Annotated in this window: 28 protein-coding genes, 1 tRNA gene and 1 other RNA gene; 7 read left to right on the top strand and 23 right to left on the bottom strand. The window is 69.8% G+C overall.

Annotation, left to right across the window (positions count from 1 at the left end; genetic code table 11):
- Window positions 1-11: 11 nt before the first annotated feature.
- The 9 genes from pabC to LYSHEL_RS01205 form a co-directional block, all read right to left on the bottom strand.
- Complete coding sequence (gene pabC / locus LYSHEL_RS01165; RefSeq protein WP_213435228.1) at window positions 12-845, bottom strand: aminodeoxychorismate lyase; 834 nt, start codon at window positions 843-845, stop codon at window positions 12-14.
- Window positions 842-2,197 (bottom strand): aminodeoxychorismate synthase component I, encoded by a 1,356-nt coding sequence (locus LYSHEL_RS01170; RefSeq protein ID WP_213435229.1) that lies wholly within the window; start codon window positions 2,195-2,197, stop codon window positions 842-844. Before LYSHEL_RS01170 ends, pabC begins: the two co-directional genes overlap by 4 nt.
- A gap of 39 nt (window positions 2,198-2,236) precedes the next feature.
- Window positions 2,237-3,469: a beta-ketoacyl-ACP synthase II gene (gene fabF / locus LYSHEL_RS01175; RefSeq protein WP_213435230.1), complete on the bottom strand. Its 1,233-nt coding sequence runs from the start codon at window positions 3,467-3,469 to the stop codon at window positions 2,237-2,239.
- 80 nt (window positions 3,470-3,549) lie between these two features.
- Complete coding sequence (gene acpP, locus LYSHEL_RS01180; protein ID WP_036169052.1) at window positions 3,550-3,789, bottom strand: acyl carrier protein; 240 nt, start codon at window positions 3,787-3,789, stop codon at window positions 3,550-3,552.
- A 102-nt stretch (window positions 3,790-3,891) separates the two neighbouring features.
- Window positions 3,892-4,638: a 3-oxoacyl-ACP reductase FabG gene (fabG, locus tag LYSHEL_RS01185; RefSeq protein ID WP_213435231.1), complete on the bottom strand. Its 747-nt coding sequence runs from the start codon at window positions 4,636-4,638 to the stop codon at window positions 3,892-3,894.
- On the bottom strand, window positions 4,635-5,582 hold the full coding sequence (gene fabD / locus LYSHEL_RS01190; protein WP_213435232.1) for an ACP S-malonyltransferase: 948 nt from the start codon (window positions 5,580-5,582) through the stop codon (window positions 4,635-4,637). Before fabD ends, fabG begins: the two co-directional genes overlap by 4 nt.
- Window positions 5,583-5,711: 129 nt before the next feature.
- On the bottom strand, window positions 5,712-6,692 hold the full coding sequence (locus tag LYSHEL_RS01195) for a beta-ketoacyl-ACP synthase III (protein WP_213435233.1): 981 nt from the start codon (window positions 6,690-6,692) through the stop codon (window positions 5,712-5,714).
- A gap of 136 nt (window positions 6,693-6,828) precedes the next feature.
- On the bottom strand, window positions 6,829-7,020 hold the full coding sequence (rpmF, locus tag LYSHEL_RS01200; RefSeq protein WP_213435234.1) for a 50S ribosomal protein L32: 192 nt from the start codon (window positions 7,018-7,020) through the stop codon (window positions 6,829-6,831).
- Between the two features lie 78 nt (window positions 7,021-7,098).
- Window positions 7,099-7,644 carry a YceD family protein gene (locus tag LYSHEL_RS01205; RefSeq protein WP_213435235.1) on the bottom strand — a complete coding sequence of 182 codons (546 nt, stop codon included), beginning with the start codon at window positions 7,642-7,644 and terminating at the stop codon, window positions 7,099-7,101.
- Window positions 7,645-7,762: 118 nt separating this feature from the next.
- Between LYSHEL_RS01205 and LYSHEL_RS01210 the strand changes: the two genes are divergently transcribed.
- Window positions 7,763-8,125, top strand: a complete 363-nt coding sequence (locus tag LYSHEL_RS01210; protein ID WP_213435236.1) for a hypothetical protein — start codon at window positions 7,763-7,765, stop codon at window positions 8,123-8,125.
- Window positions 8,122-8,691: a Maf family protein gene (locus LYSHEL_RS01215; protein ID WP_213435237.1), complete on the top strand. Its 570-nt coding sequence runs from the start codon at window positions 8,122-8,124 to the stop codon at window positions 8,689-8,691. The genes LYSHEL_RS01210 and LYSHEL_RS01215 overlap by 4 nt, the downstream gene beginning before the upstream one ends.
- A 10-nt stretch (window positions 8,692-8,701) precedes the next feature.
- On the opposite strand, the gene LYSHEL_RS01220 is transcribed toward LYSHEL_RS01215, so the two are convergent.
- Window positions 8,702-10,648 carry an ArnT family glycosyltransferase gene (locus tag LYSHEL_RS01220; RefSeq protein ID WP_213435238.1) on the bottom strand — a complete coding sequence of 649 codons (1,947 nt, stop codon included), beginning with the start codon at window positions 10,646-10,648 and terminating at the stop codon, window positions 8,702-8,704.
- 78 nt (window positions 10,649-10,726) lie between these two features.
- Between LYSHEL_RS01220 and LYSHEL_RS01225 the strand changes: the two genes are divergently transcribed.
- The 4 genes from LYSHEL_RS01225 (at window position 10,727) to LYSHEL_RS01240 (ending at window position 15,208) form a co-directional block, all read left to right on the top strand.
- Entirely contained in the window at window positions 10,727-11,677 is a 951-nt protein-coding gene (locus LYSHEL_RS01225; RefSeq protein ID WP_213435239.1) for an AAA family ATPase, read from the top strand.
- 1 nt (window position 11,678) lies between these two features.
- Window positions 11,679-12,647, top strand: a complete 969-nt coding sequence (locus LYSHEL_RS01230; protein WP_213435240.1) for a DUF58 domain-containing protein — start codon at window positions 11,679-11,681, stop codon at window positions 12,645-12,647.
- Between the two features lie 50 nt (window positions 12,648-12,697).
- On the top strand, window positions 12,698-14,635 hold the full coding sequence (locus LYSHEL_RS01235; RefSeq protein ID WP_213437476.1) for a transglutaminase TgpA family protein: 1,938 nt from the start codon (window positions 12,698-12,700) through the stop codon (window positions 14,633-14,635).
- A gap of 87 nt (window positions 14,636-14,722) precedes the next feature.
- A complete protein-coding gene (locus tag LYSHEL_RS01240; protein ID WP_213435241.1) occupies window positions 14,723-15,208 on the top strand; it encodes a Slp family lipoprotein in 486 nt (161 codons plus the stop codon).
- On the opposite strand, the gene LYSHEL_RS01245 is transcribed toward LYSHEL_RS01240, so the two are convergent.
- The 12 genes from LYSHEL_RS01245 to LYSHEL_RS01300 all read right to left on the bottom strand — a co-directional run bounded on the left by LYSHEL_RS01245 (window position 15,199) and on the right by LYSHEL_RS01300 (window position 22,376).
- Window positions 15,199-15,561, bottom strand: coding sequence for a histidine triad nucleotide-binding protein (locus LYSHEL_RS01245; protein ID WP_213435242.1), 363 nt, complete (start codon window positions 15,559-15,561; stop codon window positions 15,199-15,201). The two genes, LYSHEL_RS01240 and LYSHEL_RS01245, sit on opposite strands and share 10 nt — an antisense overlap.
- Before the next feature lie 11 nt (window positions 15,562-15,572).
- Complete coding sequence (gene recR / locus LYSHEL_RS01250; RefSeq protein WP_213435243.1) at window positions 15,573-16,163, bottom strand: recombination mediator RecR; 591 nt, start codon at window positions 16,161-16,163, stop codon at window positions 15,573-15,575.
- 10 nt (window positions 16,164-16,173) lie between these two features.
- On the bottom strand, window positions 16,174-16,494 hold the full coding sequence (locus LYSHEL_RS01255) for a YbaB/EbfC family nucleoid-associated protein (protein WP_213435244.1): 321 nt from the start codon (window positions 16,492-16,494) through the stop codon (window positions 16,174-16,176).
- A gap of 33 nt (window positions 16,495-16,527) precedes the next feature.
- A complete protein-coding gene (gene dnaX / locus LYSHEL_RS01260) occupies window positions 16,528-18,288 on the bottom strand; it encodes a DNA polymerase III subunit gamma/tau (RefSeq protein ID WP_213435245.1) in 1,761 nt (586 codons plus the stop codon).
- 65 nt (window positions 18,289-18,353) lie between these two features.
- Window positions 18,354-18,450: signal recognition particle sRNA small type (gene ffs / locus LYSHEL_RS01265), an RNA gene on the bottom strand.
- A gap of 37 nt (window positions 18,451-18,487) precedes the next feature.
- A tRNA-Ser gene (locus LYSHEL_RS01270) sits at window positions 18,488-18,580 on the bottom strand.
- 93 nt (window positions 18,581-18,673) lie between these two features.
- Window positions 18,674-19,090, bottom strand: coding sequence for a molybdenum cofactor biosynthesis protein MoaE (locus LYSHEL_RS01275; protein WP_213435246.1), 417 nt, complete (start codon window positions 19,088-19,090; stop codon window positions 18,674-18,676).
- Between the two features lies 1 nt (window position 19,091).
- Window positions 19,092-19,337, bottom strand: coding sequence for a MoaD/ThiS family protein (locus LYSHEL_RS01280; RefSeq protein WP_213435247.1), 246 nt, complete (start codon window positions 19,335-19,337; stop codon window positions 19,092-19,094).
- Window positions 19,334-19,822 carry a cyclic pyranopterin monophosphate synthase MoaC gene (gene moaC / locus LYSHEL_RS01285; RefSeq protein WP_213435248.1) on the bottom strand — a complete coding sequence of 163 codons (489 nt, stop codon included), beginning with the start codon at window positions 19,820-19,822 and terminating at the stop codon, window positions 19,334-19,336. Before moaC ends, LYSHEL_RS01280 begins: the two co-directional genes overlap by 4 nt.
- Before the next feature lies 1 nt (window position 19,823).
- A complete protein-coding gene (gene moaA / locus LYSHEL_RS01290; protein ID WP_213437478.1) occupies window positions 19,824-20,837 on the bottom strand; it encodes a GTP 3',8-cyclase MoaA in 1,014 nt (337 codons plus the stop codon).
- A gap of 14 nt (window positions 20,838-20,851) precedes the next feature.
- Window positions 20,852-21,625 carry an MBL fold metallo-hydrolase gene (locus LYSHEL_RS01295; protein ID WP_341868564.1) on the bottom strand — a complete coding sequence of 258 codons (774 nt, stop codon included), beginning with the start codon at window positions 21,623-21,625 and terminating at the stop codon, window positions 20,852-20,854.
- Between the two features lies 1 nt (window position 21,626).
- Window positions 21,627-22,376: a 3-deoxy-D-manno-octulosonic acid kinase gene (locus LYSHEL_RS01300; RefSeq protein ID WP_213435250.1), complete on the bottom strand. Its 750-nt coding sequence runs from the start codon at window positions 22,374-22,376 to the stop codon at window positions 21,627-21,629.
- Between the two features lie 24 nt (window positions 22,377-22,400).
- Between LYSHEL_RS01300 and LYSHEL_RS01305 the strand changes: the two genes are divergently transcribed.
- Complete coding sequence (locus LYSHEL_RS01305) at window positions 22,401-23,465, top strand: glycosyltransferase family 9 protein (RefSeq protein ID WP_213435251.1); 1,065 nt, start codon at window positions 22,401-22,403, stop codon at window positions 23,463-23,465.
- A 19-nt stretch (window positions 23,466-23,484) separates the two neighbouring features.
- Here the strand turns inward: LYSHEL_RS01305 and LYSHEL_RS01310 are convergent, their stop codons facing one another.
- Window positions 23,485-26,064 carry an FG-GAP-like repeat-containing protein gene (locus LYSHEL_RS01310; protein ID WP_213435252.1) on the bottom strand — a complete coding sequence of 860 codons (2,580 nt, stop codon included), beginning with the start codon at window positions 26,062-26,064 and terminating at the stop codon, window positions 23,485-23,487.
- Between the last annotated feature and the right edge of the window lie 95 nt (window positions 26,065-26,159).

Raw genomic sequence — 26,159 nt, forward strand, 5'->3', positions numbered from 1 at the left:
ACGCGATGTGCTCACGCAAGCTCCTGTGGCAACGGGAAGGCCGGATGCGCGCGCGCCAGGTCGCGTTGCAGGCCCGCGACCGCGGGGTGCATCGCCCATGCGCGCGCGTCCAGCCGGGCGACCGGGAGAATACCGCGCACCGCGTTGCACAGCAGGACGGCGTCGGCAGTCCCGATATCCTCCGGCGACACCCGGGCCTCCACCGCGCCGGTGGCGCCGAGCACGAACGCGCGGCACACGCCCGCCACGCCGCAGCGGTCCAGGGCCGGCGTGGTCCAGCGCGTCCCGTGCAGCACGAACACGTTGGCCGACGTCGCACCGATCACGTGGCCGTCCACATCGCACAGCAGGCCTTCGTCGATGCCGGCGTCCTGCCATTCGGCGCGCGCGAGTACCTGCTCCAGGCGATTGCAGTGCTTCATTCCCGCCAGCGCCGGCTGCGCCGACAGGCGCAGGTCGCACCAACGCAGGACGAGTCCCCCGGCCCGCGCGGGCGCCGGCAATGCATGGCGCGAGAGGCGCCACAACGGCGCGGTGTCCGCGATCGGCGCATAGCCGCGTCCGCCGCCGCCGCGCGAGACGAGCAGTTTCAGGACACCGTCCCCGCCGTCGTCGAACAATCCGGCAGCGGCAGCGTCCACCGATTCGCGCGCAGGCAGCGAGAGGCCGAGCCGTTTCGCACCCGCTTCGAGACGCGCGCGATGCGCGTCGGCCCACGGCACGACGCCGCGATGCACGCGCATCGTTTCGAACAGGCCGTCGCCGTACGCGGTGGCGCGCGCGTCGCCGGGCCACGCGTCGATGCGCGTTGCGCCTTCGAACAGCGCTTCGCGCGTCGCGCTCATTCGCCCGCGCCCAGCGCGCGCAGCAGGCCGCGGGCCTTCGCGCGCGTTTCGTCGAGTTCGCGCTGCGGATCGGAGTCGATCACGATGCCCGCCCCGGTGCGGAAGCGCAGCGTGTCGCCTTCCAGCGCCGCGCTGCGGATCAGGATGTTGAGGTCGAGGTCGCCGTCGCGGTTGAGCCAGCCGAACGCACCGGTGTACGCGCCGCGCCCCTGCCCTTCCAGCGCGGCGATGATCTGCATGCAGCGCACTTTCGGGCAGCCGGTGATCGTGCCGCCGGGGAACACCGCGCGGATCACGGCGCCGGGCGTGGCGTCGGGCGTCAGGCGCCCGCGCACGTTGCTCACGATGTGGTGCACGTGCGCGTAGCTTTCCACCGTCATCAGTTCGTCGACTTCCACGCTGCCCGCCACGCACACGCGGCCGAGGTCGTTGCGTTCGAGGTCGATCAGCATCACGTGCTCGGCGCGTTCCTTCGGGTGGCCGACGAGTTCGCGGATGCGTTCGGCATCGTCGTCGCCCGGCGTGCGCGGGCGCGTGCCGGCGATGGGGCGCGTTTCAACGGCGTCGCCGCGGATCGAGACGAGGCGTTCGGGCGAGGAACTCACCACCGCCCAGCCGTCGCCCGCGAACAGGCCGGCGAACGGTGCGGGATTGGCCGCGCGCAACCGTGCATGCAACGCGGCGGGCGCGAGCGGTGCATCGAACGTGGCGCGCCAACCGCGCGACAGGTTCGCCTGGAAGACGTCGCCGGCGGCGAGGTGCCCGAGCACGCGCACGACACCATCGGTGAAGCGTTCGGCGGCGTCTTCGTCGAGCGACGTCGGCGCGCGCCATTCGGGCAACGGCGGCAACGCGCTGGTCGCCGCGATGTCGTCGGCAATCTGGTCGAGCCACGCGGCGTGGCCGGATTCGGCGATCGCCACGCATTCGCCGGTGGCGTGGTCGCGCAGGATCGCGGCGGGGCAACGCAACGCGCATGCGACGGGCATGGCGCCCGGCGCCGTCGGCAAGTGGAGCACCTGTTCGACTTCGCCCGCCAGTTCGTACGCCAGGCACAAGGCCCAGCCGCCGCGGAACGGCCAGCGCGGTTCTTCGCGCGGCAGGTGCAACGCGGACCAGGCGCGATCGAGCGCGTCGAGGAAACCGCCGGGATGGGCCTGTCCGTGCTCGTCGCGCACGACGCCGTCGGGATCCAGGCGCAACACGCCGCCATCGGTCGCGAGCAACAGGTCCCAGCGCCCTTGCGCCGTGCCGTGCGCGCTGGATTCGAGCAGCACCGGATAGCGCGTGGGCGCCAGCCGGTGCAGCGCGAGCAGGTCGAGCGCGGGATCCAGCGGTCGGGTGACGAGCACGCAGCCGCCTCTCAGCGAGTTGGGATCAGCAAATGTCGATCAGATCCGACGGAACACGAGCGTCCCGTTGGTGCCGCCGAAACCGAAGCCGTTCGACACGGCGACGTCCACCTGGTGCTGGCGCGCCGTGTTGGGCACGTAGTCCAGGTCGCAGCCTTCGCCCGGGTTTTCCAGGTTGATCGTCGGCGGGATGATGCCGTGGTGCAGCGCGAGCACGGAGAAGATCGCTTCCGCGCCGCCCGCCGCGCCGAGCAGATGGCCCGTCATCGACTTGGTGGAGCTGACCATCGTCTTGTACGCGTGGTCGCCCAGCGCGCGCTTGATCGCCAGCGTTTCGGCGACGTCGCCCAGCGGCGTGGAGGTGCCGTGCGCGTTGAGGTAACCGATCTGGTCGGCGTTGATCTTCGCGTCCTTGAACGCCGCCGCCATGCAGCGCGCGGGGCCGTCGCCGTCCTCGCTCGGGGCCGTCATGTGGAACGCATCGGAACTGGCGCCGAAGCCGGCGAGCTCGCAATAGATGCGCGCGCCGCGCTTCTTCGCGTGTTCGTATTCCTCGAGCATCAGGATGCCCGCGCCGTCGCCGAGCACGAAGCCGTCGCGCGCGGCGTCCCACGGGCGCGAGGCGCGCGTCGGGTCGTCGTTGCGCGTTGACATCGCCTTCATCGAGCAGAAGCCGCCGACGGACGTGGGGGTGCTGCCGCGTTCGGCGCCGCCGGCGAACATCATGTCGGCGTCGCCGTACTGGATGAGCCGCATCGCCATGCCGATGGAATGGTTGGACGTGGCGCAGGCGGAGACCGCGGAGAAATTGGGGCCCTTCGCGCCGGTGATCAGCGACACCTGGCCCGGGACCATGTTGATGATCGTGCTGGGCACGTAGAACGGCGAGATCTTGCGCAGGCTGGTTTCGTGCGCCTTGATCGTCTGTTCTTCGATGCCGAGCAGGCCGCCGATGCCGGAGCCGATCAGCGCGCCGATGCGTTCGGCGTTCGAATCGTCGACGACGATGCCGGAGTCTTCCAGCGCCATCAGCGAGGCGGCCACGCCGTAGTGGATGAACTCATCCATTTTGCGCGCGTCCTTCGGCCCCACCCAGCGGGAGATGTCGAAGTCGCGCACTTCACCGGCGATGCGCGTGGTGAGGGTGGACGCATCGAAATGCGTGATCGGGCCGATGCCCGAACGCCCGTTGACGATGCCGTCCCACGTGCTCGCCAGGTCGTTGCCCAGCGGCGAGACGATGCCCATTCCCGTTACGACGACGCGACGCATAGACGCTCCTTACTGATTGCTTTGCCGTAAACGCACAGGGCCGCATGTGCGGCCCCGTGGTTTGCGACGCCTTGGCCGGATCAGGCCTTGACGTGCGCCTTGATGTAGTCGATCGCCTGCTGCACCGAGGTGATCTTCTCGGCCTCTTCGTCCGGGATCTCGCACTCGAACTCTTCTTCGAGGGCCATCACCAGTTCGACGGTGTCGAGCGAGTCGGCGCCGAGATCGTCGACGAACGAAGCGCTGTTGGTCACTTCTTCTTCCTTGACGCCAAGCTGTTCGATCACGATCTTCTTGACGCGTTCTTCGATGCTGCTCATGGATTGCGCTCCTCCCGGAGTCTGTTCAGGCGGGTAGTGTAGTGGAAACAGGGGTGGCGGGGCATCGGCGGCCAGGGCGTGAAGGCCCGGGGCGCCGGGTGGTCAAGGCATGTACATGCCGCCGTTGACGTGCAGGGTTTCGCCGGTGATGTAGGCAGCGGCCGGGCCGGCCAGGAAGGCCACGGCGCGGGCGATGTCGGCCGGTTCGCCGAGGCGGCCCAGCGCGATCTGGCCGACCAGGGCGGCCTTGGCGTCCTCGGGCAGGTCGCGGGTCATGTCGGTGGCGATGAAGCCCGGGGCCACCACGTTCACGGTGATGCCGCGGCTGCCGATTTCCTTCGCCAGCGACTTGCTGAAAGCGATGATGCCGGCCTTGGCGGCGGCGTAGTTGGCCTGCCCCGCATTGCCGGTGACGCCGATGACCGAGGCGATGTTGATGATGCGGCCCTTGCGCGCCTTCATCATCCCGCGCATCACGGCCTTGGACGTGCGGAACACGCTCGACAGGTTGGTGTCGAGGATGGCCTGCCAGTCTTCTTCCTTCATCCGCATCAGCAGGTTGTCGCGCGTGATGCCGGCGTTGTTGACGAGGATGGAGACGCCGCCGAACTCTTTCGCGATGCCGTCGATCAGCGTTTCGATCGCCGCGCCGTCGGTGACGTTGAGCATGCGGCCGTGGCCGCCGTGCGCTGCCAGGCGTTCGCCGATCGCCTGCGCGCCGGCGTCGGTGGTGGCCGTGCCGATCACGGTGGCGCCGAGCGACGCAAGCTCGTCCGCGATCGCCGCGCCGATGCCGCGGCTGGCGCCGGTGACGAGGGCGACTTCGCCCTTGAGGATCTGTTCGCTCATGCGTGGCTCCATTCGGTGCGCGCGGATTCCATGTCGGCCTGCGTGCCGAGGGCGCGCGCATCCAGGGACTTGTCGATGCGCTTCACCAGGCCCGTGAGCACCTTGCCCGGGCCGCATTCGGCGATGCGCGTGGCGCCGCGCGCGGACAGCGCCTGCACGCAGCCGGTCCACTGCACGGGCAGGTACAACTGGCGCACGAGCGCGTCGCGGATCGATTGCACGCTGTCGTGCACTTCGGCGTCGACGTTCTGCACCACCGGGCGATCGGGCGCGGACCATGCGAGGTCGTGCATCGCTTCGGCGAGGCGATTGGCGGCTTCGCGCATCAGCGGCGTGTGCGACGGCACGCTGACGGCGAGCTTCACCGCCTTGCGCACGCCGCGTTCGGCGAGCAGCGCGAGCGCGCGATCCACCGCGGCGGCATGGCCGCCGATGACGATCTGGCCCGGCGAATTGAAATTGGCGGGCACGACGATCTCGTCGCCCGAGGCTTCCTTGCAGACGTCGAGCACCAGCGCGTCTTCGGCACCGAGCACGGCGGCCATCGCACCGGTGCCGGCGGGTGCGGCGTCCTGCATGAGCTGGCCGCGCAAGCGCACGAGCTTCGCGCCGTCGTGCAGCGACAGCGCGCCGGCGGCGACGAGCGCGGCGTATTCGCCGAGGCTGTGGCCGGCGAACAACGCGGGCTGCGCACCGCCTTCGGCCTTCCACGCGCGCCATGCGGCGACGCCCGCGGCGAGCAGCGCGGGCTGCGTGAACTCGGTCTTGTTGAGCTGGTCTTCCGGACCCTGCTGCGAGAGCGCCCACAGGTCGACGCCTGCGCCATCGGACGCTTCGGCGAACGCCGACTGCACGCCGGCATGGCGCTGCGCGAGGTCGGCGAGCATGCCCACCGATTGCGAGCCCTGGCCGGGGAAAACGAAGGCGAGTTGGGGGTCGGTCACGCGGTCAAGCCCGTGTCGAAAGGAGCGGGATGATACGAGTGTTCGCGGCGCAACGTCTGTACGACTGCGTATGCAAGCTCGGCAGTAGCGCGCGGATTCCGGCGCGCCGCTGCAGGCTGGAATGCGGGATCAGTAGCGCAGCAGCGCCGAGCCCCAGGTGAAACCGCCGCCGAAGGCTTCCAGCAGCACCAGCTGGCCGCGCTGCACGCGCCCGGCGCGCACGGCTTCGTCCAGCGCCAGCGGCACGGAGCCCGACGAGGTATTGCCGTGCTTGTCGACGGTGACGATCACGCGGTCCATCGGCATGTCCAGGCGCTTGGCCGTGGCTTCGATGATGCGCAGGTTGGCCTGGTGCGGGATCAGCCAGTCGATGTCGTGGCGATCCAGGCCGTTGTGCTCGAGCGTTTCTTCCACGACCGAATCCAGCGCCTTGACGGCGTGCTTGAACACGTCGTTGCCGCTCATGTGGATCTTGACGCCGCAGTTGGGTTCGTCCGGCTTGAAGCCGACCGACACGCCGACCGGGCCCCACAGCAATTCCTTCTTGCTGCCGTCGGCATGCATGTGCGTGCTGAGGATGCCGGTCTCGGTGTCGGCCTTCAGCACCACCGCACCCGCGCCGTCGCCGAACAGCACGCACGTCGTGCGATCGGTCCAGTCGACCATGCGCGTCAGCGTTTCCGCACCGATCACCAGCACGGTGCGCGCAGCGCCGGAGCGGATGAACTTGTCGGCGATGGTGAGCGCGTAGACGAAGCCGCAGCACGCGGCGTTGACGTCGAACGCCGGGCAGCCGTTGGCGCCGAGGCGGTTCTGCACCAGGCACGCGGTGGACGGGAAGATCAGGTCCGGCGTGGTGGTGCCGAGCACGATGAGATCGAGTTCGGAGGCCTGCACGCCCGCGGCTTCCATCGCGCGCACGGCGGCGTGGTACGCGAGGTCGCCCGTGGTCTGGCCGTCCGCGGCGATGTGCCGCTCGCGGATGCCGGTGCGCGTGGCGATCCACTCATCGCTGGTATCGACGATCTTCGCCAGGTCGGCGTTGGTCAGCACTTTTTCCGGCAGGTAACTGCCGGTACCGGCGATGCGCGCGAACACTTGCTGGGTCATGCCGATGTCCTGCCAATGTCCTGGCCGGTGGCCGACGCGGCCACGCATGGGGACAGCTGGTTGATTGCCTGGGCCGCGGCGCGCCGGGTGCCGGCGCGGCGGCGGATGTCCGGCGCAAGCGCGCCGGACGCGATCGTCACTCTTCGACGACGCGGTTCTTCGACGGCACGACCTTCTTGCCGCGGTAGTAACCGTCGGCCGTCACGTGGTGGCGCAGGTGCGTTTCGCCCGTGGTCGGGTCGGTGGCCAGCTGCTTGGCGGTGAGGGCGTCGTGCGAGCGGCGCATGCCTTTCTTCGACGGGGAAACGCGGGACTTCTGCACAGCCATGGTCTTGCTCCGGTGGACGGAGGCGGGCGGCTTGCCCGGCTTCCGGTTCTAAGTTGTTCGTTGGTCTTGCGGTGTTGCTTACTTCTGTTTGTCTTTCAGCGCGGACAACGCCGCGAACGGGTTGGCGCGCTCCACTTCTTCTTCCGGCGCGCCCCAGTCGCTGTCGACCAGGTCGGTGTCGGGCGACACGGGCACCACCGGCACGGCGAGGATGAGTTCGTCCTCCACCACGTCCGCGGGCCGCAGCATGCCGTCGTCCCCGACCAGCAGCGCCTCGTAGCCTTCCGGCAACGCTTCTTCCTCGGCTTCGTCCCGGATCAGCCCGAGCCGTTGCACCATCTGCACCGGATACACGAACCGCTGCAGGCTGCGCTGGCATGTCAGCGGCAACTTCGCCTCGATCCGCAATTCCATGTAGGGAATGCGCAGCGCGTCGTGGTCGAATTCGATCTCGACGTGCGCATTTCCTTCGGTGTCCGCGAGGCTGCCTCGCAACCGTTGCATGGACGCCAGCGGCAGCACGCCTTCGAAGGTGCGCCGCGCCGCGACCATGCGCCAGGCATCCAGCTGCTCCGGAAGCCGGGGCTGCTTTGAAGACCCGGGTTCGGGGGAATCGTCGGACATGAGCCGCGGAATGGTAGGCGCGGCCCCGGGGCCTGTCAAACCCGCGGAGGACGAACTCCTTGATCCGGCAGGGAAACCAACGGCAGACTTGGCCCCGCACCTTTCGTCGGAATCCTGCGTGACCACCACTCTCCTGCTTGTCCTCGCTGCGGTGGTCGTGGCGGCCCTCGCCTTCATGGTCCGCCGCAAGTCCGGCCGCCGCCAGCGGGCGGTCCGCGAACTGCTGGATTCGGCCGACGCCCTGGAAGCCCGCCTGCGCACGGCCCGGGCCGAAATCGAGGCCGTGGCCGGCGACGAGGACGACCCGGTCCGCGACGCCCTGCGCACCATGCTCCGCCAGCGGCTGTGGCTCCAGCAGCACGGCAGCCGGGCCACGCTGGAGGAGCTGGACACGGTCCGGACCTCCATCGACGCCGCCCGCACCCGCATCGAGGACCAACTGGCCCGCATCGAACGCGCCCGCGCGATGCCGCTGGCGTGAAGCTGGTCCTCGGCTCCACCTCGCCGTACCGGCGCGAATTGCTCGCGCGGCTGGGCCTGCCGTTCGACGTGGCCCGCCCCGAGGTCGACGAATCCCCCGCCCCCGGCGAAACCCCCGCCCACCTGGCCTTGCGCCTGGCACGGGCGAAGGCGGCCGCCGTGGCACAGGCGCATCCGGGCGCGTGGGTGATCGGATCGGACCAGGTGGCCGACCTGGACGGCCAGCCGCTCGGGAAATCCGGCGGACGCGATGCCGCGATCGCGCAGCTCGAAGCGATGTCCGCGCGCGCCGTGGTGTTCCGCACCGCGGTGAGCGTGCGTTGCGGCGACATCGCGCACGACGCGGTGGACGCCACGCGCGTGCGCTTCCGTCCGCTGTCGCGCGCGGAGATCGAACGTTACGTGGCAGCCGAGCAACCATTCGATTGCGCGGGCAGTTTCAAGTCCGAAGGCCTCGGCATCACGTTGTTCGATGCGATCGAAACGTCGGATCCCACCGCGTTGATCGGCTTGCCGCTGATCGCGACCGCGCGCCTGTTGCGCGCGGCGGGATTCCAGCTGCCCTAGCCCCGCGCGATCAGTCGACGATGCGCAGCGGTTGCTGCGGCCATTCCTCGACGCTGCCGTCGCGCCCGATCAACCGCAGCCCCAGCCAATGCAGGCCGGGCGACACCGCACCCGCGCGCACCTGCGCGGTGTAGGCGACATAGGGATGCGCGGGATCGTTCGACACGCCCCAGAACGCAGCGATGCCCGGATCGGCCTGGCCGTAGTCGGCGACGCCGATCACCTGGCCGTCGAGCGTGACTTCCACGCGCGCCAGCCCCACGCCGTCCTTGAACGCCCAGCCGGCGACTTCGAAATCGCGCGACACGCGCACCCCGGACTTCGGCGTGTCGATCCAGGCCATCGCCGGCGTGGTGCACGGCCCTTCCGCGCGTTGCGCCGGCATCGCGAACAGCAGGAAGCGTTGCCGCCCGTGGTCGATCGACACGCCCTGTGGTTTCGGCAACGGCCCCACCAGGTCGCAGAGCGCGTGATAGCGCGACAGCAGGTCGCGATAGCGCACTTCCGACGCGCCGACCACCAGCAGCAACGGCTGCGCGCCGAGTTGCTTCCGGTCTTCCGCCAGCAGGTTCCACACGGACAGCTGCGGCGCGCGCCCGTGGTGGCCGTTGAGCGGATGCGGCAGCACCGCGATGCGCGGATCGTCGAGCGCAAAGCCGAGTTCCGCACCGATCTTGAAGTTGTCCGCGACGATGCGCGTGTTGCCCGGCATGCCGGCGCGTTTCGAACGCACGGCATCGGCCAGCGTGTCCCAGCCCGCGAAATTCGACGGATACCACTTGGCCGCGGCGAAACGCGCGCGCATGTCCGCGCTCGACACCACGATGTAATACGCGAGCAACGCCGCCAGCCCCGCGCCCGCCAGCAGCCACGTGGCGCGGCGCCATGCGCGCGGCCACTGCGCGAGCGTCGCCGGCACCAGCGGCAGCAATGCGAAATACCCCGCGAGCGGCCAGTGGAAACTCACGCGTTCGTCGTCGGCGAAGAAGCCGAGCGCGCAGAACCCGAGCACCAGCACCGCACCGAGCAACGCGCAGTAGCGCGCGAACACCGGCGACGGCGCGCCGTGCCCGTTCCATCCACGCCACCCGGCGTGTGCGAGCGCGGCGAACAGCAACGGCGTGGTGATCACCGCCTGCACGACGACGAACCACAGGCCGTCGAGGTGGAAATGCCAGGGATGGCGATCGACCAGCTGGAAGCGCAGGCCGGCATCGCCGTGGCCGAGGTTCCAGAGCAGCAGCGGCGCCCATGCGAGCGCACCGAGCACGAGCGCGACCCACACGCGGGCGTCGCGCAACACGACGCGCCCCGCGGGCAACGCGAGCAACGCGACTGCGCCGACGCCGATCACCGCGATGAAGCGGTAATGGCTGAGCGCGCCGATCGCCAGGCCGATGGCGAGTTCCAGCGCGGCGCCGGCATCCACGCGGCGCAGCAGGCGCGCACCCGCATGCAGGCACAGCAACGTGGCGAACGCCAGCGGCACGTCCGGCAACGCGAGCATGCCCAGCGTGCCGGCGAGCGGCAGCAGCACCGCGAGCGTGCCGGCCTGCCACGCGCGCACGGACAGCGTGGCATCGGCGGCGTCATCGCCAACGCGCGCGCCCAGGCGCGCCACGCGCACGACGAGCCACGGCAACGCGGCGGCCAGCACGAGGAACGGCCAGCGCACCCCGAAGGCATTCGACCCGACGACTTCCGTGCCCAGCCGCGTGAGCCACGCAGTCAGGCCCGGCAGGTCGGAATAGGCAAGCGCGAGGTGGCGGCCTTCCTGCCAGTAGAAGGCTTCGTCCACGAACAAGGGAAGCCGCGCGACGATCGCGAGCTTGAGCAGGACCACGATCCCCCAACACGCCAGGAACACCCGGCGCGCCTGCGCCTGCGCCAGGTCGCCCGCGAGGTGATCCTCGGCCCGCCGTCCGCCGGCAGGCTGTTCGCCAGTTTCGTTCCGCATGCACCCGGGCCCTCGTACACTCCGTCGAACCGCAAGACCGCCTTGCCATTCCCGCCCCGCACGATCGACAGGAAGCCGATGTCCGCACTCCCGGCCGCGAAGATGCTACCCGATGCGCTCCGCCAGGCCCTCGCGAATGCGCAGGACCAGGTCAACACGCTGCTGCTGGGCAAGAACCACGAGGTGCGGCTGGCCTTCGTCGCGTTGCTGTCCGACGGCCATTTGCTGATCGAGGACCTGCCCGGCCTCGGCAAGACCACGCTGGCGCACGCGATGGCCGCGACGCTGGGGTTGGGCTTCCAGCGCGTGCAGTTCACCTCGGATCTGTTGCCGGCCGACATCCTCGGCGTCTCGGTGTTCGATGCACAAGCCCGACGCTTCGAGTTCCACCCCGGACCGATCTTCGCGCACGTGCTGCTGGCCGACGAAATCAACCGCGCGCCGCCGCGCACGCAGAGCGCGCTGCTCGAAGCGATGGCCGAACACCAGGTCACCGTCGACGGCACCACGCACGCGTTGCCCAATCCCTTCTTCGTGATCGCCACGCAGAATCCCGTCGATCTCGCCGGCACCTACCCGTTGCCGGATTCGCAACTCGATCGGTTCCTGCTGCGCCTCAACCTCGGCTATCCGAACGAAGACGCCGAACGCGCGCTGCTCGCCGGCACCGATCGCCGCGCGATGATCGCGCAATCGCAATCGATCCTCGGCACCGGCGACGTGCTTGCCTTGCGCACCGCCGCCGCGTCCGTGCCCGCGGGCGATGCGCTGGTCGCCTACGTGCAGGCGCTGCTGGGACGCAGCCGCCGCCATCCGGGCGTGCGCGTCGGCCTGTCGCCGCGCGCGGGCCTGGCCTTGCTGCGCGCGGCGCGGGCGTACGCGTTGCTGCTCGGCCGCGAACACGCGGTGCCCGAAGACGTGCAGGCGTTGTTCGCCGCGGTCGCCGCGCATCGCCTCGTGGCGGACGCCGATGCCGGCGACGGCGCCGCGCTCGCGCGCGCCATCCTGCACGCCGTGCCCGTCGACTGAGATGCGCGAAACCCTGCGCGCGCTGCGCGGACGCCTGGAGCGCTTCGTGCGCCCGCGCACGCCGGAACCCTTCCCGGTCGAGCTGCACCGCCGCCGCATCTACGTGCTGCCCACCCGCTTCGGCCTGTTCTTCGGCGTGATGCTGGTGGCGATGGGCGTCGGCGCGCTGAACTACAACAACAACCCCGCGCTGCTGCTGATGTTGCTGCTCGCCGGCGCGGCGCAGACCAGCCTGCTCGGCGCGCACCTGCAGCTGAGCGGCCTGCGCCTCGTCGCGGTGAGCGCCGATCCCGTGCCCGCCGGCGCGCCGATCCTGTTGCGCCTGCATGCGCGCGCACCCTCGCGCGGCCGAGAACGCCGCGGCCTGCGCGTGGATTGCCCCGATGCCACCGGCACGCTGTCGCTCGACGACGGCGTGGGCGAAGCCGAACTCGCGCTGCCCACGCAGCGCCGCGGCTGGCTCGACGTCCCGCGCCTGCGCATTTCCACCACGCGTCCGCTGGGCCTGGTGCGCGCGTGGTCGTGGGTGTGGCCCGAACAACCGCTGCTCGTGTATCCCGCGCCCGAACCCAACGGCCCGCCCCTGCCCGACGGCGCCGGCGAAGCCGCGCTTGCTCGCCTGCATCCGCTCGGCGACGACGTGCACCACCTGCGCGCATACCGCCGCGGCGACCCGCCGCGCACGATCGCGTGGAAACCCACGGCGCGCCTGGGCAGCCTGCTCGTGCGCGAATACGAACAACCGTTGTCGGCGGACATCGTGCTCGATTGGTTCCGCATCACGGGCCTGGACATGGAAGCGCGCATCCGCCGCCTCGCGCGCTGGGTGGACGAAGCCGAGCGCGACGGCCGGCGCTATCGCCTCGTCGTCCCCGGCCATCCGCCGATCGGTCCCGCGCAGGGTGCCGCGCATCGCCACGCGTGCCTGCGCGCACTCGCGCTGCTGCCCGGCGGGATGGGGGCCCGATGAACGCGACGGTGGCCGACCTCGCACCGATCGCACGCGCCAACACGCCGGCGATGGCAGGCACGCGACTGGATGCGCGCACGCGCCTGGGCGTGCTGCTGGCAGCAGGCGCATGCGTCGCACCGCTGTTGCTGCAGGTGCCGACCACGCTCGCCCTGGTGATCACCGGTGTCGCGATCGCGATGGCGTTCCTGTCGCAGCGCCCGCCGTTGCCGGGCTGGTTGCGCATGGTGCCGGCGCTGGGCCTGGGCGCGTTCGTGTTCTCGACCATGGGCGTGAACTTCGGCCGCGACACCGGCTGCGCGATGCTCGCCGCGATGCTGGCGGTCAAGCCGCTGGAAACCAACACGTTGCGCGACGCACGCAGTTTGCTCGGCTTTGCGTTGTTCGCACCGTTCGCCACCTTCCTGCTCGACCAGGGACCGCTGTCGCTGGTGCTCGGCCTGCTCGCCGTCGTGCTGGTGCTCGCGGCGATGCAACGCTTGTCGGACGTGGAATCGGACGACGCGCGCCGGCCGCGCACGGCGTGGCGCCGCCTGCGTTCGGTCGGCTGGATGCTGTTGCTCGGCTTGCCGCTCGCGCTCGCGGCGTTCTGGTTGTTCCCGCGCCTGGCCTCGCCCTTGTGGGGCGTGCCCGATCGCGCGCACGTGCGCCCGGGCCTGGCCGACAGCATGACGCCCGGCCGCTGGAGCGACTTGCTGCTGGACGACACGCCCGCCGCGCGCGTGCGCTTCTTCGGCCCGGTGCCGCCGCGCGACCGCATGTATTTCCGCGGCCCGGTGTTCATGCAGTACGACGGGCGCACGTGGTCGCGCGCGCCGCTGCAGTCGAGCTACACCGCGCAACCGGTCCGGGCTTCCGGCACCGCGTGGGATTACGAACTGGAATTCGAACCCACCGACCGCCGCCAGCTCATCGCGCTCGACGTGCCGTTGTCGCCCCCGCCCAACGCGCACTTCTGGTCCGACCGCGCCTTGCGCGTCGAACGCCCGCTCGATTCGGTGACGCGCTGGCGCATGCAATCTGCACCGGTGGCCACGTTCGAAGCCGACCTGCCGCGCACGTTGCAACTCGCGGCGCTGCAACTGCCGCAAGGCTTCAATCCGCGCACCATCGCGCTGGCGCGGCAATGGCGCCAGGACGCGGGCGCGAACGATGCCGCGATCGTGAACCGCGCGCTGTCGTGGATCCGGCGCGACTTCGGTTACACGCTCGAAGTGCCGATCACCGGGCGCGATGCGATCGACCAGTTCCTGTTCCGCGACAAGAAGGGCTACTGCGAACAGTTCAGTTCGTCGTTCGTCGTGCTGATGCGCGCGGCGGGCATTCCTGCGCGCGTGGTCGCCGGTTACGCCGGCGCCGAATTGAACACGCTGGGCGGCTACTGGCTCGTGCGCCGCTCCGATGCGCACGCGTGGGCGGAGGTGTGGCTGGCGGGACGCGGCTGGGTGCGCATCGATCCGACCGCCGCGGTCGCGCCCGAACGCGTGTTCGACACCATCCAGGACCGCGCGCGCGCCAGCGGCGACCTGCTGGCCAACCTGCAGCCCATGTTCGACACGGGCGACTGGATGGTGAGCACGTGGAACGACTTCGTACTCGGCTTCAACGCCGACCGGCAGCGCCGCCTGCTGCAGCCGCTGGGTTTCGATGCGGTCGATCCGGAACGCCTGCTGCTGTTGTTCTCGCTGGTGGCGATCGCCGCCCTCGCCGCCACGGTCTGGCTGCTCAGCCGCGATGTGCGCGAACGCGATCCGCTGTTGCGCGCCTGGCATCGCGTCGGCAGGCGCTACGCGAAACTCGGCCTGGCCCGCGCGCCGCACGAACCCGCCAGCGAATGGACGCAGCGCGTGCATCGCGCGCGGGCGGGCGGCGACGACGCGCTGGTGGCGCTGGGCGCCCGCTTCAGCCGCCGGCGCTATGGTCCGGCCCGTGAAGCCGGCGAACGGCTGAACGCCCTGCTCCGCGACCTCGACAAACACCGCCCGTGACGCCGCCTGCGCGGCGTATCGTGTGCAATCGCAAGCGACCGTGAACCGCCAGCCCGTCCAACCGCATTCCTTTCCTGGAGACGCGTCATGAGATTCCGCACCCTCATCCCGGGCTTGGCCGCCGCCTTGCTGGTGGCCTGCGCCACCCAGCCGCAGCCCCTGCAGGGCGAATTCACCGACGTCAGCCCGCGCCAGGCCGCCGAGCAGGACAACACCGGCGTGGTCGTGCGCTGGGGCGGCCGCATCGTGAAGACCGAGCCGCACGAGAACCGCACGTGCTTCGAAATGATCTCCACCCGGCTCGACGTCTACGGCCGTCCCTACTGGGCCACCGACGACGTGGGCGGCCGCTTCATCGCGTGCCGCACGGGCTTCTACGATCCGGCGGTGTTCGAAGTGAACCGCGAAGTCACCTTCACCGGCCGCGTCGAGGGCTACGACCAGCGCAAGATCGGCGGCTACGACTATCGCTTCCCGCGCCTGGCCGCCGAGGTCGTGTACCTGTGGCCGGTGCGCGAGCGCGTGGACGTGCTTACCTACCCCGCGCCGTGGCCGTGGTGGGGCTATTGGTGAGTTGAGGGCGTTCCGAACCGCCCCAGGGGCGCACCTGCCAGCAAGTGCAGGTGCAGCTGGAACACGGTCTGCCCGCCGTGGCCGTTGCAGTTGATCACCACGCGGTAGCCGTCGTCGGCGAAGCCTTCCTTGCGCGCGTACGCCGCGGCCGCCAATGCGAGGCGGCCGACGAGTTCGGCCTGGTCGGCGGTCGCCGCATCCAGCGTCGGCACCGTGGCCTTCGGCACGAACAGCACGTGCACCGGCGCCTGCGGCGCGATGTCGCGGAACGCGAACACGTGGTCGTCTTCGTAGACGATGTCCGCGGGGATCTCGCGGCGCGCGATGCGGTGGAAGATCGTGTCGTCGCTCATGGCACCTCCGTTCAGGGCATCTCGCCGCGCGAACCGAACGCATGCGACAGCGTGCCGCGGTCCACGTATTCCAGTTCCCCACCCAGCGGAACGCCATGCGCGAGGCGACTCGGCCGCACGCGGTGCGCGCGCGCGAGCTGCGCGAGGTAATGCGCGGTCGCTTCGCCTTCGACGGTGGGGTTGGTGGCGATGATCAGTTCCTGCACCAGGCCTTCGCCGAGGCGCCGGTCGAGCAGGTCGAGGCCGAGTTCGCGCGGGCCGATGCCGTCGAGCGGGCTCAGCCGGCCCTGCAGCACGAAGTACAGGCCGCGATAGCCGGTGGCCTGCTCGATCGCGAGGCGATCGGCGGGCGATTCCACGGCGCACAGCAGTTGCTGGTCGCGCGAGGCGCTGGCGCAGATCGTGCAGACATCGGTTTCGCTGAAGTCGCGGCAGCGTTCGCAATGGCGGATGGTTTCGACCGCATGCGCGAGCACGTCGGCCAGGCGCTGGCCGCCGGCGCGTTCGCGTTCGAGCACGTGGTAGGCCATGCGCTGCGCGGACTTGGGGCCGACGCCGGGCAGCACGCGGAACGCTTCGATGAGGTCGTCGAGCAGGCTCACGCGATCGCCGTCAGAACGGCATCTTCATGCCCGGCGGCAACTGCATGCCCGCGGTGGCGACGCTCATGCGCGCCTGCGATTCGGCGTTGACCTTGTTGACGGCGTCGTTGAAGGCCGCGACGACAAGGTCTTCGGCCATCTCCGGATCGGTGAGCACGCTCGGATCGATGCGCACCTTGCGGCACTCCATCCGGCCGGTGATCGTGACGTTGACCATGCCGCCGCCGGCGCTGCCGGTGACTTCGATCTTCGCGACTTCTTCCTGGGCGCGCTGCACGTTTTCCTGCATCTTCTGCGCCTGTTGCATCAATTGGGCGATGTTTCCACGCATGGCTCGGGTCTCTCGTTGGGGGACGCGACGACGTCAGGCGTCGTCGAAGGGACGGATGGAATCGGGCACGAGCGTCGCGCCGCGACCGGTCATCAGGCGCTGCACGCCGGGATCGGCGAGGAACGCGGTTTCCGCCGCGACCTGGCGCGCATCGCGTTCGCGCGCGCTGCGCTGGTGCAGGGTTTCGCCCGCGGCAGGCGCGGCTTCGAACTTGATGTCGGGCGTGCGGCCGAGCAAGGCGCCCAATGCATCGGCGAAACGTTTCACCAGGCCCGGGGCCTTCAGGTGATCGTCGGCGGCGGGCAGCGACAGGCGCAGCACGCCATCGTCGTAGGACACGAAGCCGGCATGCGCGGCGAGTTCGCGCGCAGGGCCACCGAGGGGGCAGCGGGCGACGTAGTCTGGCCAGGTGTCGGCGTCGAGGTTTGCGTCGGTGGCGGCGGATGCAGCGGGACCGGGGACCGGGGACCGGGGACCAGGAACAGCGGCGGGTGCCGGCGCGGAAACAGGTGACGCTGCGACTGGTGTCGATGCAACGGGAGACGGTGCAACAGGAACGGGGGCAACGGGCGGCGCCGACACCTGCGGCATCACGATCGCAGCCGCACTTTCCTTGCGCGCCGTCGGCGCAGCCGCCAACGCCGCACGCGCGGCAGCCGGTCCCTTCACGCTTTCACCCTTCCCCGGTCCCTGGTCCCCGGTCCCCGGTCCCTGCTCTCCGGGCCGGAACGCCAGCATCCGCAACACGCACATTTCGAAGCCTGCGCGCGGGCTCGGCGCCAGCGGCAAATCGCGACGTCCGTTGAGCGCCATCTGGTACCAGAGCTGCACGAGTTCGGGACGCAGCCGTTCGGCGAGCACGTCGACCGCGATGCCGTCGTCTTCCACGTTCGCGCCCGGCACGAGCTGGCGCACCTGCACGCGATGCAAGGCATCGGCGAGGGCGTCGAGCACGCCGTTCCAGTCGGGCGAGAAATCCGCGAGCGCGGCCACCGTATCGAGCAGGCGCGCGCCGTCGCCCGCGGCGAGCGCATCGAGCATGCCCGCGACCTGCGTGCGATCGACCGTGCCGAGCATCGTCGCCACGCCCGCATCGTTGAGCTGGCCGCCGGTGTAGGCGATCGCCTGGTCGAGCAGCGACAGGCCATCGCGCAGGCTGCCGTCGGCGGCGCGCGCGAGCAGGCGCACGGCGCCCGGCTCCACCGCGATGCCTTCGGCGTCGAGGATCTTGCTGATCTGGCCGGAGATCTGCGCTTCGTCGAGGCGCTTGAGGTTGAACTGCAGGCAGCGCGACAGCACGGTGACCGGCAGCTTCTGCGGGTCGGTGGTGGCGAGCAGGAACTTCACGTGGCCCGGCGGTTCCTCCAGCGTCTTGAGCAGCGCGTTGAACGCCGACTTCGAGAGCATGTGGACTTCGTCGATCAGGTAGACCTTCACGCGGCCGCGGCTGGGCATGTACTGCGCGTTGTCGATGACCTCGCGCACGTCGTCCACGCCGGTGTTGCTGGCGGCGTCGATTTCCAGCAGGTCGATGAAGCGGCCGGCGTCGATGTCGCGGCACGAATTGCATTCGCCGCAGGGTTCGGCCGACGTGCCGCGTTCGCAGTTCAGCGACTTGGCGAAGATGCGCGCGATCGTGGTCTTGCCCACCCCGCGCGTGCCGGTGAACAGGAACGCATGGTGGACGCGCCCGCTTTCCAGCGCATTGGTGAGCGCACGGACGACGTGCTCCTGGCCGACCAGTTCAGCGAACTTCTTCGGTCGCCATTTCCGCGCAAGGACGAGATAGGACATAGGGGCGCATGATGCCATGCGCGGTCCGCCTTTCGCGTTGCAGGTTGCCTGCAACCCGAGTGGTAACCCCGCCGACTGGCCTCGGCGCCCGCGTTGATCAATACCGTTGCTGCCTTCCGGCCCTGGCGGGATTTTCGACCTAGCGTCGCGAGGGGCCGACGGGGCCACCATGGACAGGAACACTTGCTGTTTGAAGCGATGGCGGAGAGAGCGGGATTCGAACCCGCGAAGCGCTGTTTAGACGCTTACACACTTTCCAGGCGTGCTCCTTCAACCGCTCGGACACCTCTCCGCTGGAACCGAAGGACGCGCATCAGGCCGGCGTTCGGGCCGCGAATTCTAGCCCCGGGCGGCAGGCGGGACAAGGCGCCGCGCCCGCGCCCGCCTAACCGGGATGCAGCCAGTCGGCCGCGCCGTCCCGGTAACGCTCGTGTTTCCAGATGGGAACGCGCGCCTTCACCTCGTCGATGATGAACCGGCAGGCGGCGAAGGCGGCATCGCGGTGCGCGGCGGTGGCGCCCACCCACACGGCCAGTTCGCCCAGGGCCAGGTCGCCGGTGCGGTGCACGCAGCGGGCATCCAGCAGCGGGAAGCGGGCCATCGCTTCGGTGAGGATCGCTTCGCCCTCGCGCTCGGCCAGCGCGGCGTAGGCTTCGTAGCGCAGGCCGTCGACCGCGCGGCCGTCGTTGTGGTCGCGCACCCAGCCTTCGAAGCTGGCGTAGGCGCCGACGCGCGCGTCCAGCAGTTCCGCGCGCAGGGACGCGACGTCGAACGGGGTGTCGCTGAGGGCGAAGCGCGCCATCTCAGCCTCCCGACACCGGCGGGATGAACGCGATCTCGCTGCCCGCGCGCGGCTTGTCTTCCCAGCGCGCGAACGCGCCATCGACCGCGACGCGCAGTTTTTCCACCGGCAGCGCGAAGCCGTGGCGTGCGCGCAGTTCGATGTAGAGCACGCGCAGGTCGGGCGCGGCGGTGTCGAAGGTTTCGCTCGCGATGCCGGCCACGTCGCGCAGGGACGCGAAGTACAGCACCTTCACGCGCGCAGTCATGGTGCGTCTCCGACGTCGCGCCTGCCGCCGCGCTTGCCCGTCAGTTTCGCCGGGCCCAGCACGATGCGGTGCGACAGCGCCTTGCACATGTCGTAGACGGTGAGCGCGGCGATGGTGGCGCCGGTCAGCGCTTCCATTTCCACGCCGGTGCGATGCGTGGTGCGCACGGTGCAGGTGATGTTGAGTTCGCGTTCGCCCTGCCAGTCGATGGCGAACCGGCAGCCATCGATCGGCAGCGGATGGCAGAACGGGATGAGTTCGTGCGTGCGCTTGACCGCCATCGTGCCGGCGATGATCGCGGTGTCGACGATCGCGCCCTTCGCGCTGCGCAAGCCGCTGGCGCGCAACTGCGACGCAACCTCGGCGGGAAAGCGCACGCGGCATTCCGCGCTCGCGGCGCGCGCGGTCACGGCTTTGGCGGAGACATCGACCATCGCCGGGCGGCCGGCGGGATCGAGGTGCGTGAGCGTCTTCTGCTTCGCCATCTCAGCCACCCACCAGGTACATCTCGACATGCCGGCGCGAGGCGCCCGCTTCGCCGCGGATTTCGCTGTAGCGATCGGCGCGGCGCGTCCACGTGGCGGCAACCTGCGCGACCACCGCGTCTTCGCCCTGTCGCGCCGCAGCGCGCAGGTTGCGGCCTTCGGAGGCGAACAGGCACGTGTAGAGCGTGCCGTCGGCGGAAATGCGCGCGCGATGGCAATCGCCGCAGAACGGTGCGCTGACGGAACTGACGAAGCCGATCTCACCGCCGCCGTCGACGAAGGCGTAGCGCGACGCGACTTCGCCGCGATATTGCGGATCCAGCGCGCGCAACGGCCACTGCGCCGCGATGCGATCGCGCAGTTCCGCCGACGGCACCACGCCTTCGCGACGCCAGCCGTTGCACGTGCCGACGTCCATGTATTCGATGAAGCGCAGCACGTGGCCGCGGTCGCGCGCGAACTGCACGAGCGGCAGCACTTGCGGTTCGTTGACGCCGCGCTGCACGACGCAGTTGAGCTTGATGCGGTCGAAGCCGGCGTCGCGCGCGGCATCGAGGCCGGCGAGGACGTCGTCGATGCGCCCGCGCCCGCCCGAGAGTTGCGAAAACAACGCCGGGTCCAGCGCGTCCAGGCTCACGGTGAGGCGATGCAACCCCGCCTCGCGCAAGGCCTGCGCGTGCTTCGCGAGCAGGCTGCCGTTGGTGGTGAGCGCCAGGTCTTCGATGCCATCGATCGCGGCCAGCCGCCGCACGAGGTCCGGCAGGCCCTTGCGCAGCAGCGGCTCGCCGCCGGTCAGGCGCAGCTTGCGCGTGCCCAGGCGCACGAAGCCGCGCACCAGCGTTTCGATTTCATCGAAGTCCAGGCGCGACGCCGCATCGAGGCCGTGGTCGTCCGGGATGCGATCGGCCGGCATGCAATACGGGCAACGGAAGTTGCACGCATCGATCACCGACAGGCGCAGGTCGCGCAACGGGCGACCGAGGCGGTCCAGCGGCGCGGCGTGCGGCGGCACGATGGGGTACGGCGTGCTCACGACATCGGGGCCCGTTCGGCCGTGGGTGCTGCCAGCGGTATGACGTCGCCGGCGCGCACGATGCGATGGCCGCGCAGTTCGAGGTGCACGCCGTCGGTTTCGCTCGCGTAGTGGTACAGGCGGCAACGCGCGAGCAACGCGGGCGGATATTCGCGTTCGAGATCCTCGATGCCGCTGTGCGACGGATTGCCGTGCAGCGCGCAATCGTGGAAGACCAGTTCGCCGGCATCGGCGTAGCGCGCGAGCTGTTCGGGGATCGGGCGCGTGTCGCCGGTCCACGCCATCGCGCCGCGCAGGCGCAGGCCGAAGCTCGTGTCGGGCCAGTGGTGGCGCGTGGGGAACACTTCCAGGCGCACGCCGTCGTGCCAGAAATGGTCGCCGACCGGGACAAGATGGAACGCGTCCCAGAAATTCGCGCCGCCTTCGGCCAGGGTGTTGGGATACGACGCGAGGCGCTGTTGCAGCAGCGGCACCAGCGGCGCGGGCACGAACAGTGGCATGCGGCCGCGCAGGGCGTCGTTCCAGTACAGCGCGCCGAACAGGCGTTCGAAGCCGCCGATGTGGTCCAGGTGCGCGTGCGTGACGAACAGTGCGCGCGGCGGCGCTTCGTAGTGCGCGAGGTACGTCGTCAGGCTGTCGTTGCCGCAATCGATCGTGAGCCACGGCGCGCCGTCGCGCTCGATCGTGGCCATGGCAGAACCAAGCGACGTCGCAAAGGCGTTGCCAACGCCCTGCAGGCGCAAGGTCCAGGGGGAAGCAGGTGCGGGCACGTCAGTACCCCTTGTCCCATTGGGCGTCGTAGGCTGCGCGCAGGCGTGCGAATTCGGCGTCGACCTGCGCGATCTCGCGCGCGCCGCGATCCTTGAGCAGCGACCGGCGCAGCCGCGCCAGGTTGCCTTCGCGCCAGCGCGTGGCGGGGATGCGCATGACGCTGCGGTCCAGGTCGATCATCCAGCCCTTCCCTGCGTCGTCGAACAACAGATTGTGCGCGTTGAGGTCGGCATGGTCGAGGCCGGCGCGGTGGAAGCGCGCGATGAGGCGGCCGGCCGATTCCCAGGGGGCGTCTTCCCCGGGCATGTTGGCGCGGTGGGCCAGCGAGTGCACGTGGTCGATGCGTTCGAGCAGGATCGCCGCCCGGTAGCGGTGGCCCTTGCGCACGTAAGAGGCGGCGATGGGGCGCGGAACCGGCAGCTTGCGTTCGAGCAGGGCGCGCAGCAGGCGGAATTCGGCGAAGCTGCGCACGCGGTGCGTGCCGCGCCACAGGTGGCGGTCGCGGCTCACCCGCGCGGCCAGCCCGCCGCGCAGGTAATGGCGCAGCACCGCGCCCCCGAAGGGTCCGTCGACGAACCAGGCGGCGCCACGGCCGCCGGAACTGACCGCGCGCGCCTGGTCGCCCCAGTGCCCGGGGTCGAACCAATCCGGTTCGACTTGCCGCAGTTGCGTGCGGTCGAACAGAATCGCCCCGTATCCCATTCCTTCGCGGAACGGCGTCAGGTTTTCGTTGGCGTCGAACGCGACCATGTCCGGCCGAGTCTAGCAAGCAACGTGCCCACGCCACCCACCCCGCCACGATCGCTCTGCCTGCTGCGCCTGTCGGCGCTCGGCGACGTGACGCACGTGGTCCCGCTGGTGCGCACCCTGCAGCGGGCCTGGCCCGACGCGGCGCTGACCTGGGTGATCGGCGGCGGCGAATACAAGCTGCTCGAAGGGCTGCCGGGGGTGGAGTTCATCGTCTATGACAAGCGCAGCGGCCTGCCCGGCATGCTGAAGCTGCGGCGCGCGCTGCGTGGCCGCACCTTCGATGCGTTGCTGCAGATGCAGGTGGCGTTGCGCGCGAACGTGCTGTCGGCCTTCGTGCCGGCCACGCGGCGCATCGGCTACGACGAATCGCGATCGAAGGACCTGCACGGCTACTTCGTCAACGAACGCATCCCCGACCGCCCCGGCATCCACGTGCTCGATGCGATGGGCAGCTTCTGCGAACCGCTGGGGATCGTGCAGGACGAAGTGGCCTGGCACCTGCCCGTGCCGCACGCGGCGCACGACTGGGCGCGCGCGCAATGGCCCGACGACGGCACGCCGACGCTGGTGATCTCGCCGTGTTCGAGCCACGTGTTGCGCAACTGGCGCGCCGATCGCCATGCCGCGCTCGCCGACCATGCAGTCTCGCGTGGCTGGCGCGTGGTGTTGTGCGGCGGGCGCAGTGCACTGGAACGCGCGACCGCCGATGAAATCCTGGCGACGATGCGTTCGCCCGCGCTGGACCTGGTGGGCAGGGACACGCTGAAGCAATTGCCCGCGTTGCTCGCGCGCGCCGACCTGGTGGTGACGCCCGATTCCGGCCCGATGCACATCGCCAACGCGATGGGCACGAAGGTGCTCGGCCTGCATGCGGCGAGCAACCCGAAGCGCAGTGGTCCGTATTCGGACAAGCGCTATTGCGTGGATCGCTACGACGACGCGGCGCAGCGCTTCCTCGGCAAGCCGGCCGAGGCGTTGCGCTGGGGCACGAAGATCGAACACCCCGGGGTGATGGACCTGGTGACGGTGGACGACGCGATCGCGGCGTTCGAACGGCTGCTCGCCGACCGGCGCGCCGGGCGGGTGTGAGCCGCCCGGACGCGGCGTCTTACCGCTGCGTCGCCGTCCAACCCAGCGCGAGCGGCCACGGGACCGGCGAAGCGAGCATTGCGCGCACCGTCCCCATCGTGCTTTGCCATGCCATGCGCGCGACCTTCTGCGACGCGGCCCACACGGCATCGACCGTGGATGCCGGCGATGCATCGACGGTGGCGTCGTCCATCTGCCCCGGCAACAACGGCGCGGACTTGCGGCGCACCTGCGGCGGTCGCTTGGGTTTCGCCCCTTCGACGACATGGCGACAGGTGCCGTACAGCACTTCGAAGTTGAACACGCTGTCGGCCAGCGCAACGTCGCGGCAGCCATCGCTGTTGATGTCGCCGGTGTCCATGGCGTAGTCCGACGGCATGTTGCGCGAACCGATCCAGTACTTGACCTCTTCGTCGAGGAAACGCGAACCGTCGGCCCGGAAGGCTTGCTGCATCAGTCCGATCGATTCCCACCCGTCGTGGAGCACGACGATGTCGTCCATGCCGTCGTTGTTGAAATCCCCGACCTCCATGTTCGTCGGGGAGTCGAAGGCACGACGCGACCCGTCGTACACGATCGCGCCGCCAGGCAGTTCACGGAAATGCGCGTACTCCGCGCCGAACTCACCGCCGGACAGGCCATTGCTGTTCGCGTCGCGGGCGACGTAGAAATCCAGGAGCCCGTCGCCGTCGAAGTCCCCGATGGCGAGGTCATCCCGGAAATACGGCCGCCCCGTGCGGACTTCGAAGGGAGGACGCAACCCGCCCGTGCCGTCGTTGAGGAAGATGCGCAGGCCGCTGTCGTATTGGGCAATGCCGTTGGCTTGGCCCACGTCCTGGAACATCGAGACGATGTCGGGCCAGCCGTCATGGTTGACGTCGCGCACGCGCGGCCTGCCACTCGCCTGATAGGGAAATTCGCCCTTGCTCGAGTAGCCGCCCTTTCCGTCGCCATGGAACACGGCGATCGCCCAGCGATAGAACGGCGAGCTGCCGCCTTCCGGATCGCCGTACAGGAAAGCGACCACGTCCATGTGCCCGTCGCGATCCATGTCCGCGGCCGCGACGCCGTTCGGGACGGTGGCATTGGGGAACCCGGTCCAGGTCGTCGATTGCGACGCGATGCCCGCGATGGTGCCGCGGTACACCGCGATCCCGTAGTTGGTCACCACCAGCAGGTCGGCGTTGCCGTCGTGGTCCAGGTCGGTGGCGATCGGGCCATCCGAAAAGGTCCGCGGCTCCGGCAGCGCCACCGACTGCCGGTACACCAGCCGACCGTCCGCGCCCTGCTGGAACCACAGCAGCTTGTTGTCGTTCGGCTGGGTGGGTTCGATGCCCGGCGTCGCCCAGGACTCCGTCCGCAAGACCACGTCCAGCCGGCGGTCGCCGTCGATGTCCGCGATCGCCGCCGATGCAACCCACGTGCCGAGATCCATGCGCCAGTACGTCGCAAAGGCGTCGACGCCCGCCGGCTTGTGCGGCGCCGCGTAGCCGGGCGTGATCTTCCGGATGCGGTTGTTGCTCTGGTCGAGCACGTAGACGTTGCCGGACGGATCGATCGCGATGTCCACCAGGTCATTGAACAGGGCCTGCGACGCCGGACCACCGTCGCCGCCGAACCCCCTGCTGGCGCCGAAGGGTTCGAAGGTGGAATCGTTGAACACGCCGGCCAACGTCGCCTGCGCGCCGTCGGCACCGATGATGCGCACGAAGTTGGCGTAATTGGCGACGAGGAGGTTGTTGGCGGCGTCGACCGCGATGGCGCTCGGAAGCAACTGGTCCGACTGCCAGGCAATCGGATCGTTGCGGAAAACGTAGCCATCGCGTGCGTCGCGCGGCGCGACCGCGCGGATGATGCCGTCGTCCTTGCCGATGCGACGGATCTGCGCCTTGTCGTCGATGACCAGCAGGTTGCCGTAGCGGTCGAAGGCGATGTCGTCGGGCGTGACCGTCGCGGCGATCGCCGGGCCGCCGTTGCCGATCGGCGGATAGGCGAAGGCGCCCGTGCCGGCGATGGTGCTGATGTTGCCGTTGAGGTCGACCTTGCGGATCCGGTAGTTGCCGTCGGCCAGGTACATCGCGCCCTGGCGGTCGAATGCGATCGAGACGACCTTGCCGATCTTCGCGACAGTGGCCTTGCCGCCGTCGCCGCTGAACCCGCCCACGCCCGTGCCTGCGACCGTCGTGATGATGCCGGCGGGCGTGACCTTGCGGACGCGGCTGTAGCTGGAGAGATAGAGGTTGCCCGCCGCGTCGAACGCCAGCGCATTCGCGGACACCGCGACGCTGGTGGCGGCCACGTTTTCCTTCGTGGCCCCGGTGTTGTCCGGCTGCCCGTTGCCGGCCACGGTGGTGATGATGCCGGTGACCGCATCGATCCTGCGCACGCGCGCGGCGAAGCCGGAATCGGCGACATACACGTTGCCGGCGGCATCGACCGCGAGCGCAACGGGTCCGGTGAGCACGGCCTGCGTTGCAGGACCGCCGTCGCCGATCGCAGGGCCCGTGCCGCCGCCCGCGAACGTGGTGATGATCGGTTCGGCCGCGTGCGCGCAGCCCATCGAAGCGATCGCCAGGATCGCCGCCGCCAGAAATCGCATCAAAATCCCCTGAACCGGACCGCTCGCCGGCGCGCGCGCATCATAAGGCACCGAAAACACGAAGGCCCGCGCATCGGCGGGCCTTCGTGCATGCA

The organism is Lysobacter helvus (assembly GCF_018406645.1).
GTDB classification, from domain to species: domain Bacteria; phylum Pseudomonadota; class Gammaproteobacteria; order Xanthomonadales; family Xanthomonadaceae; genus Noviluteimonas; species Noviluteimonas caseinilytica.

Coding starts and splice junctions, on each gene's coding strand:
- pabC (WP_213435228.1), bottom strand. CDS start 845: ATGAGCGCGACGCGCGAAGCGCTGTTCGAAGGCGCAACGCGCATCGAC.
- fabF (WP_213435230.1), bottom strand. CDS start 3,469: ATGCGTCGCGTCGTCGTAACGGGAATGGGCATCGTCTCGCCGCTGGGC.
- acpP (WP_036169052.1), bottom strand. CDS start 3,789: ATGAGCAGCATCGAAGAACGCGTCAAGAAGATCGTGATCGAACAGCTT.
- fabG (WP_213435231.1), bottom strand. CDS start 4,638: ATGAGCGAACAGATCCTCAAGGGCGAAGTCGCCCTCGTCACCGGCGCC.
- LYSHEL_RS01195 (WP_213435233.1), bottom strand. CDS start 6,692: ATGACCCAGCAAGTGTTCGCGCGCATCGCCGGTACCGGCAGTTACCTG.
- rpmF (WP_213435234.1), bottom strand. CDS start 7,020: ATGGCTGTGCAGAAGTCCCGCGTTTCCCCGTCGAAGAAAGGCATGCGC.
- LYSHEL_RS01205 (WP_213435235.1), bottom strand. CDS start 7,644: ATGTCCGACGATTCCCCCGAACCCGGGTCTTCAAAGCAGCCCCGGCTT.
- LYSHEL_RS01220 (WP_213435238.1), bottom strand. CDS start 10,648: ATGCGGAACGAAACTGGCGAACAGCCTGCCGGCGGACGGCGGGCCGAG.
- LYSHEL_RS01225 (WP_213435239.1), top strand. CDS start 10,727: ATGTCCGCACTCCCGGCCGCGAAGATGCTACCCGATGCGCTCCGCCAG.
- LYSHEL_RS01230 (WP_213435240.1), top strand. CDS start 11,679: ATGCGCGAAACCCTGCGCGCGCTGCGCGGACGCCTGGAGCGCTTCGTG.
- LYSHEL_RS01235 (WP_213437476.1), top strand. CDS start 12,698: ATGGCAGGCACGCGACTGGATGCGCGCACGCGCCTGGGCGTGCTGCTG.
- LYSHEL_RS01240 (WP_213435241.1), top strand. CDS start 14,723: ATGAGATTCCGCACCCTCATCCCGGGCTTGGCCGCCGCCTTGCTGGTG.
- LYSHEL_RS01245 (WP_213435242.1), bottom strand. CDS start 15,561: ATGAGCGACGACACGATCTTCCACCGCATCGCGCGCCGCGAGATCCCC.
- LYSHEL_RS01255 (WP_213435244.1), bottom strand. CDS start 16,494: ATGCGTGGAAACATCGCCCAATTGATGCAACAGGCGCAGAAGATGCAG.
- dnaX (WP_213435245.1), bottom strand. CDS start 18,288: ATGTCCTATCTCGTCCTTGCGCGGAAATGGCGACCGAAGAAGTTCGCT.
- LYSHEL_RS01275 (WP_213435246.1), bottom strand. CDS start 19,090: ATGGCGCGCTTCGCCCTCAGCGACACCCCGTTCGACGTCGCGTCCCTG.
- LYSHEL_RS01280 (WP_213435247.1), bottom strand. CDS start 19,337: ATGACTGCGCGCGTGAAGGTGCTGTACTTCGCGTCCCTGCGCGACGTG.
- moaC (WP_213435248.1), bottom strand. CDS start 19,822: ATGGCGAAGCAGAAGACGCTCACGCACCTCGATCCCGCCGGCCGCCCG.
- LYSHEL_RS01300 (WP_213435250.1), bottom strand. CDS start 22,376: ATGGTCGCGTTCGACGCCAACGAAAACCTGACGCCGTTCCGCGAAGGA.
- LYSHEL_RS01310 (WP_213435252.1), bottom strand. CDS start 26,064: ATGCGATTTCTGGCGGCGGCGATCCTGGCGATCGCTTCGATGGGCTGC.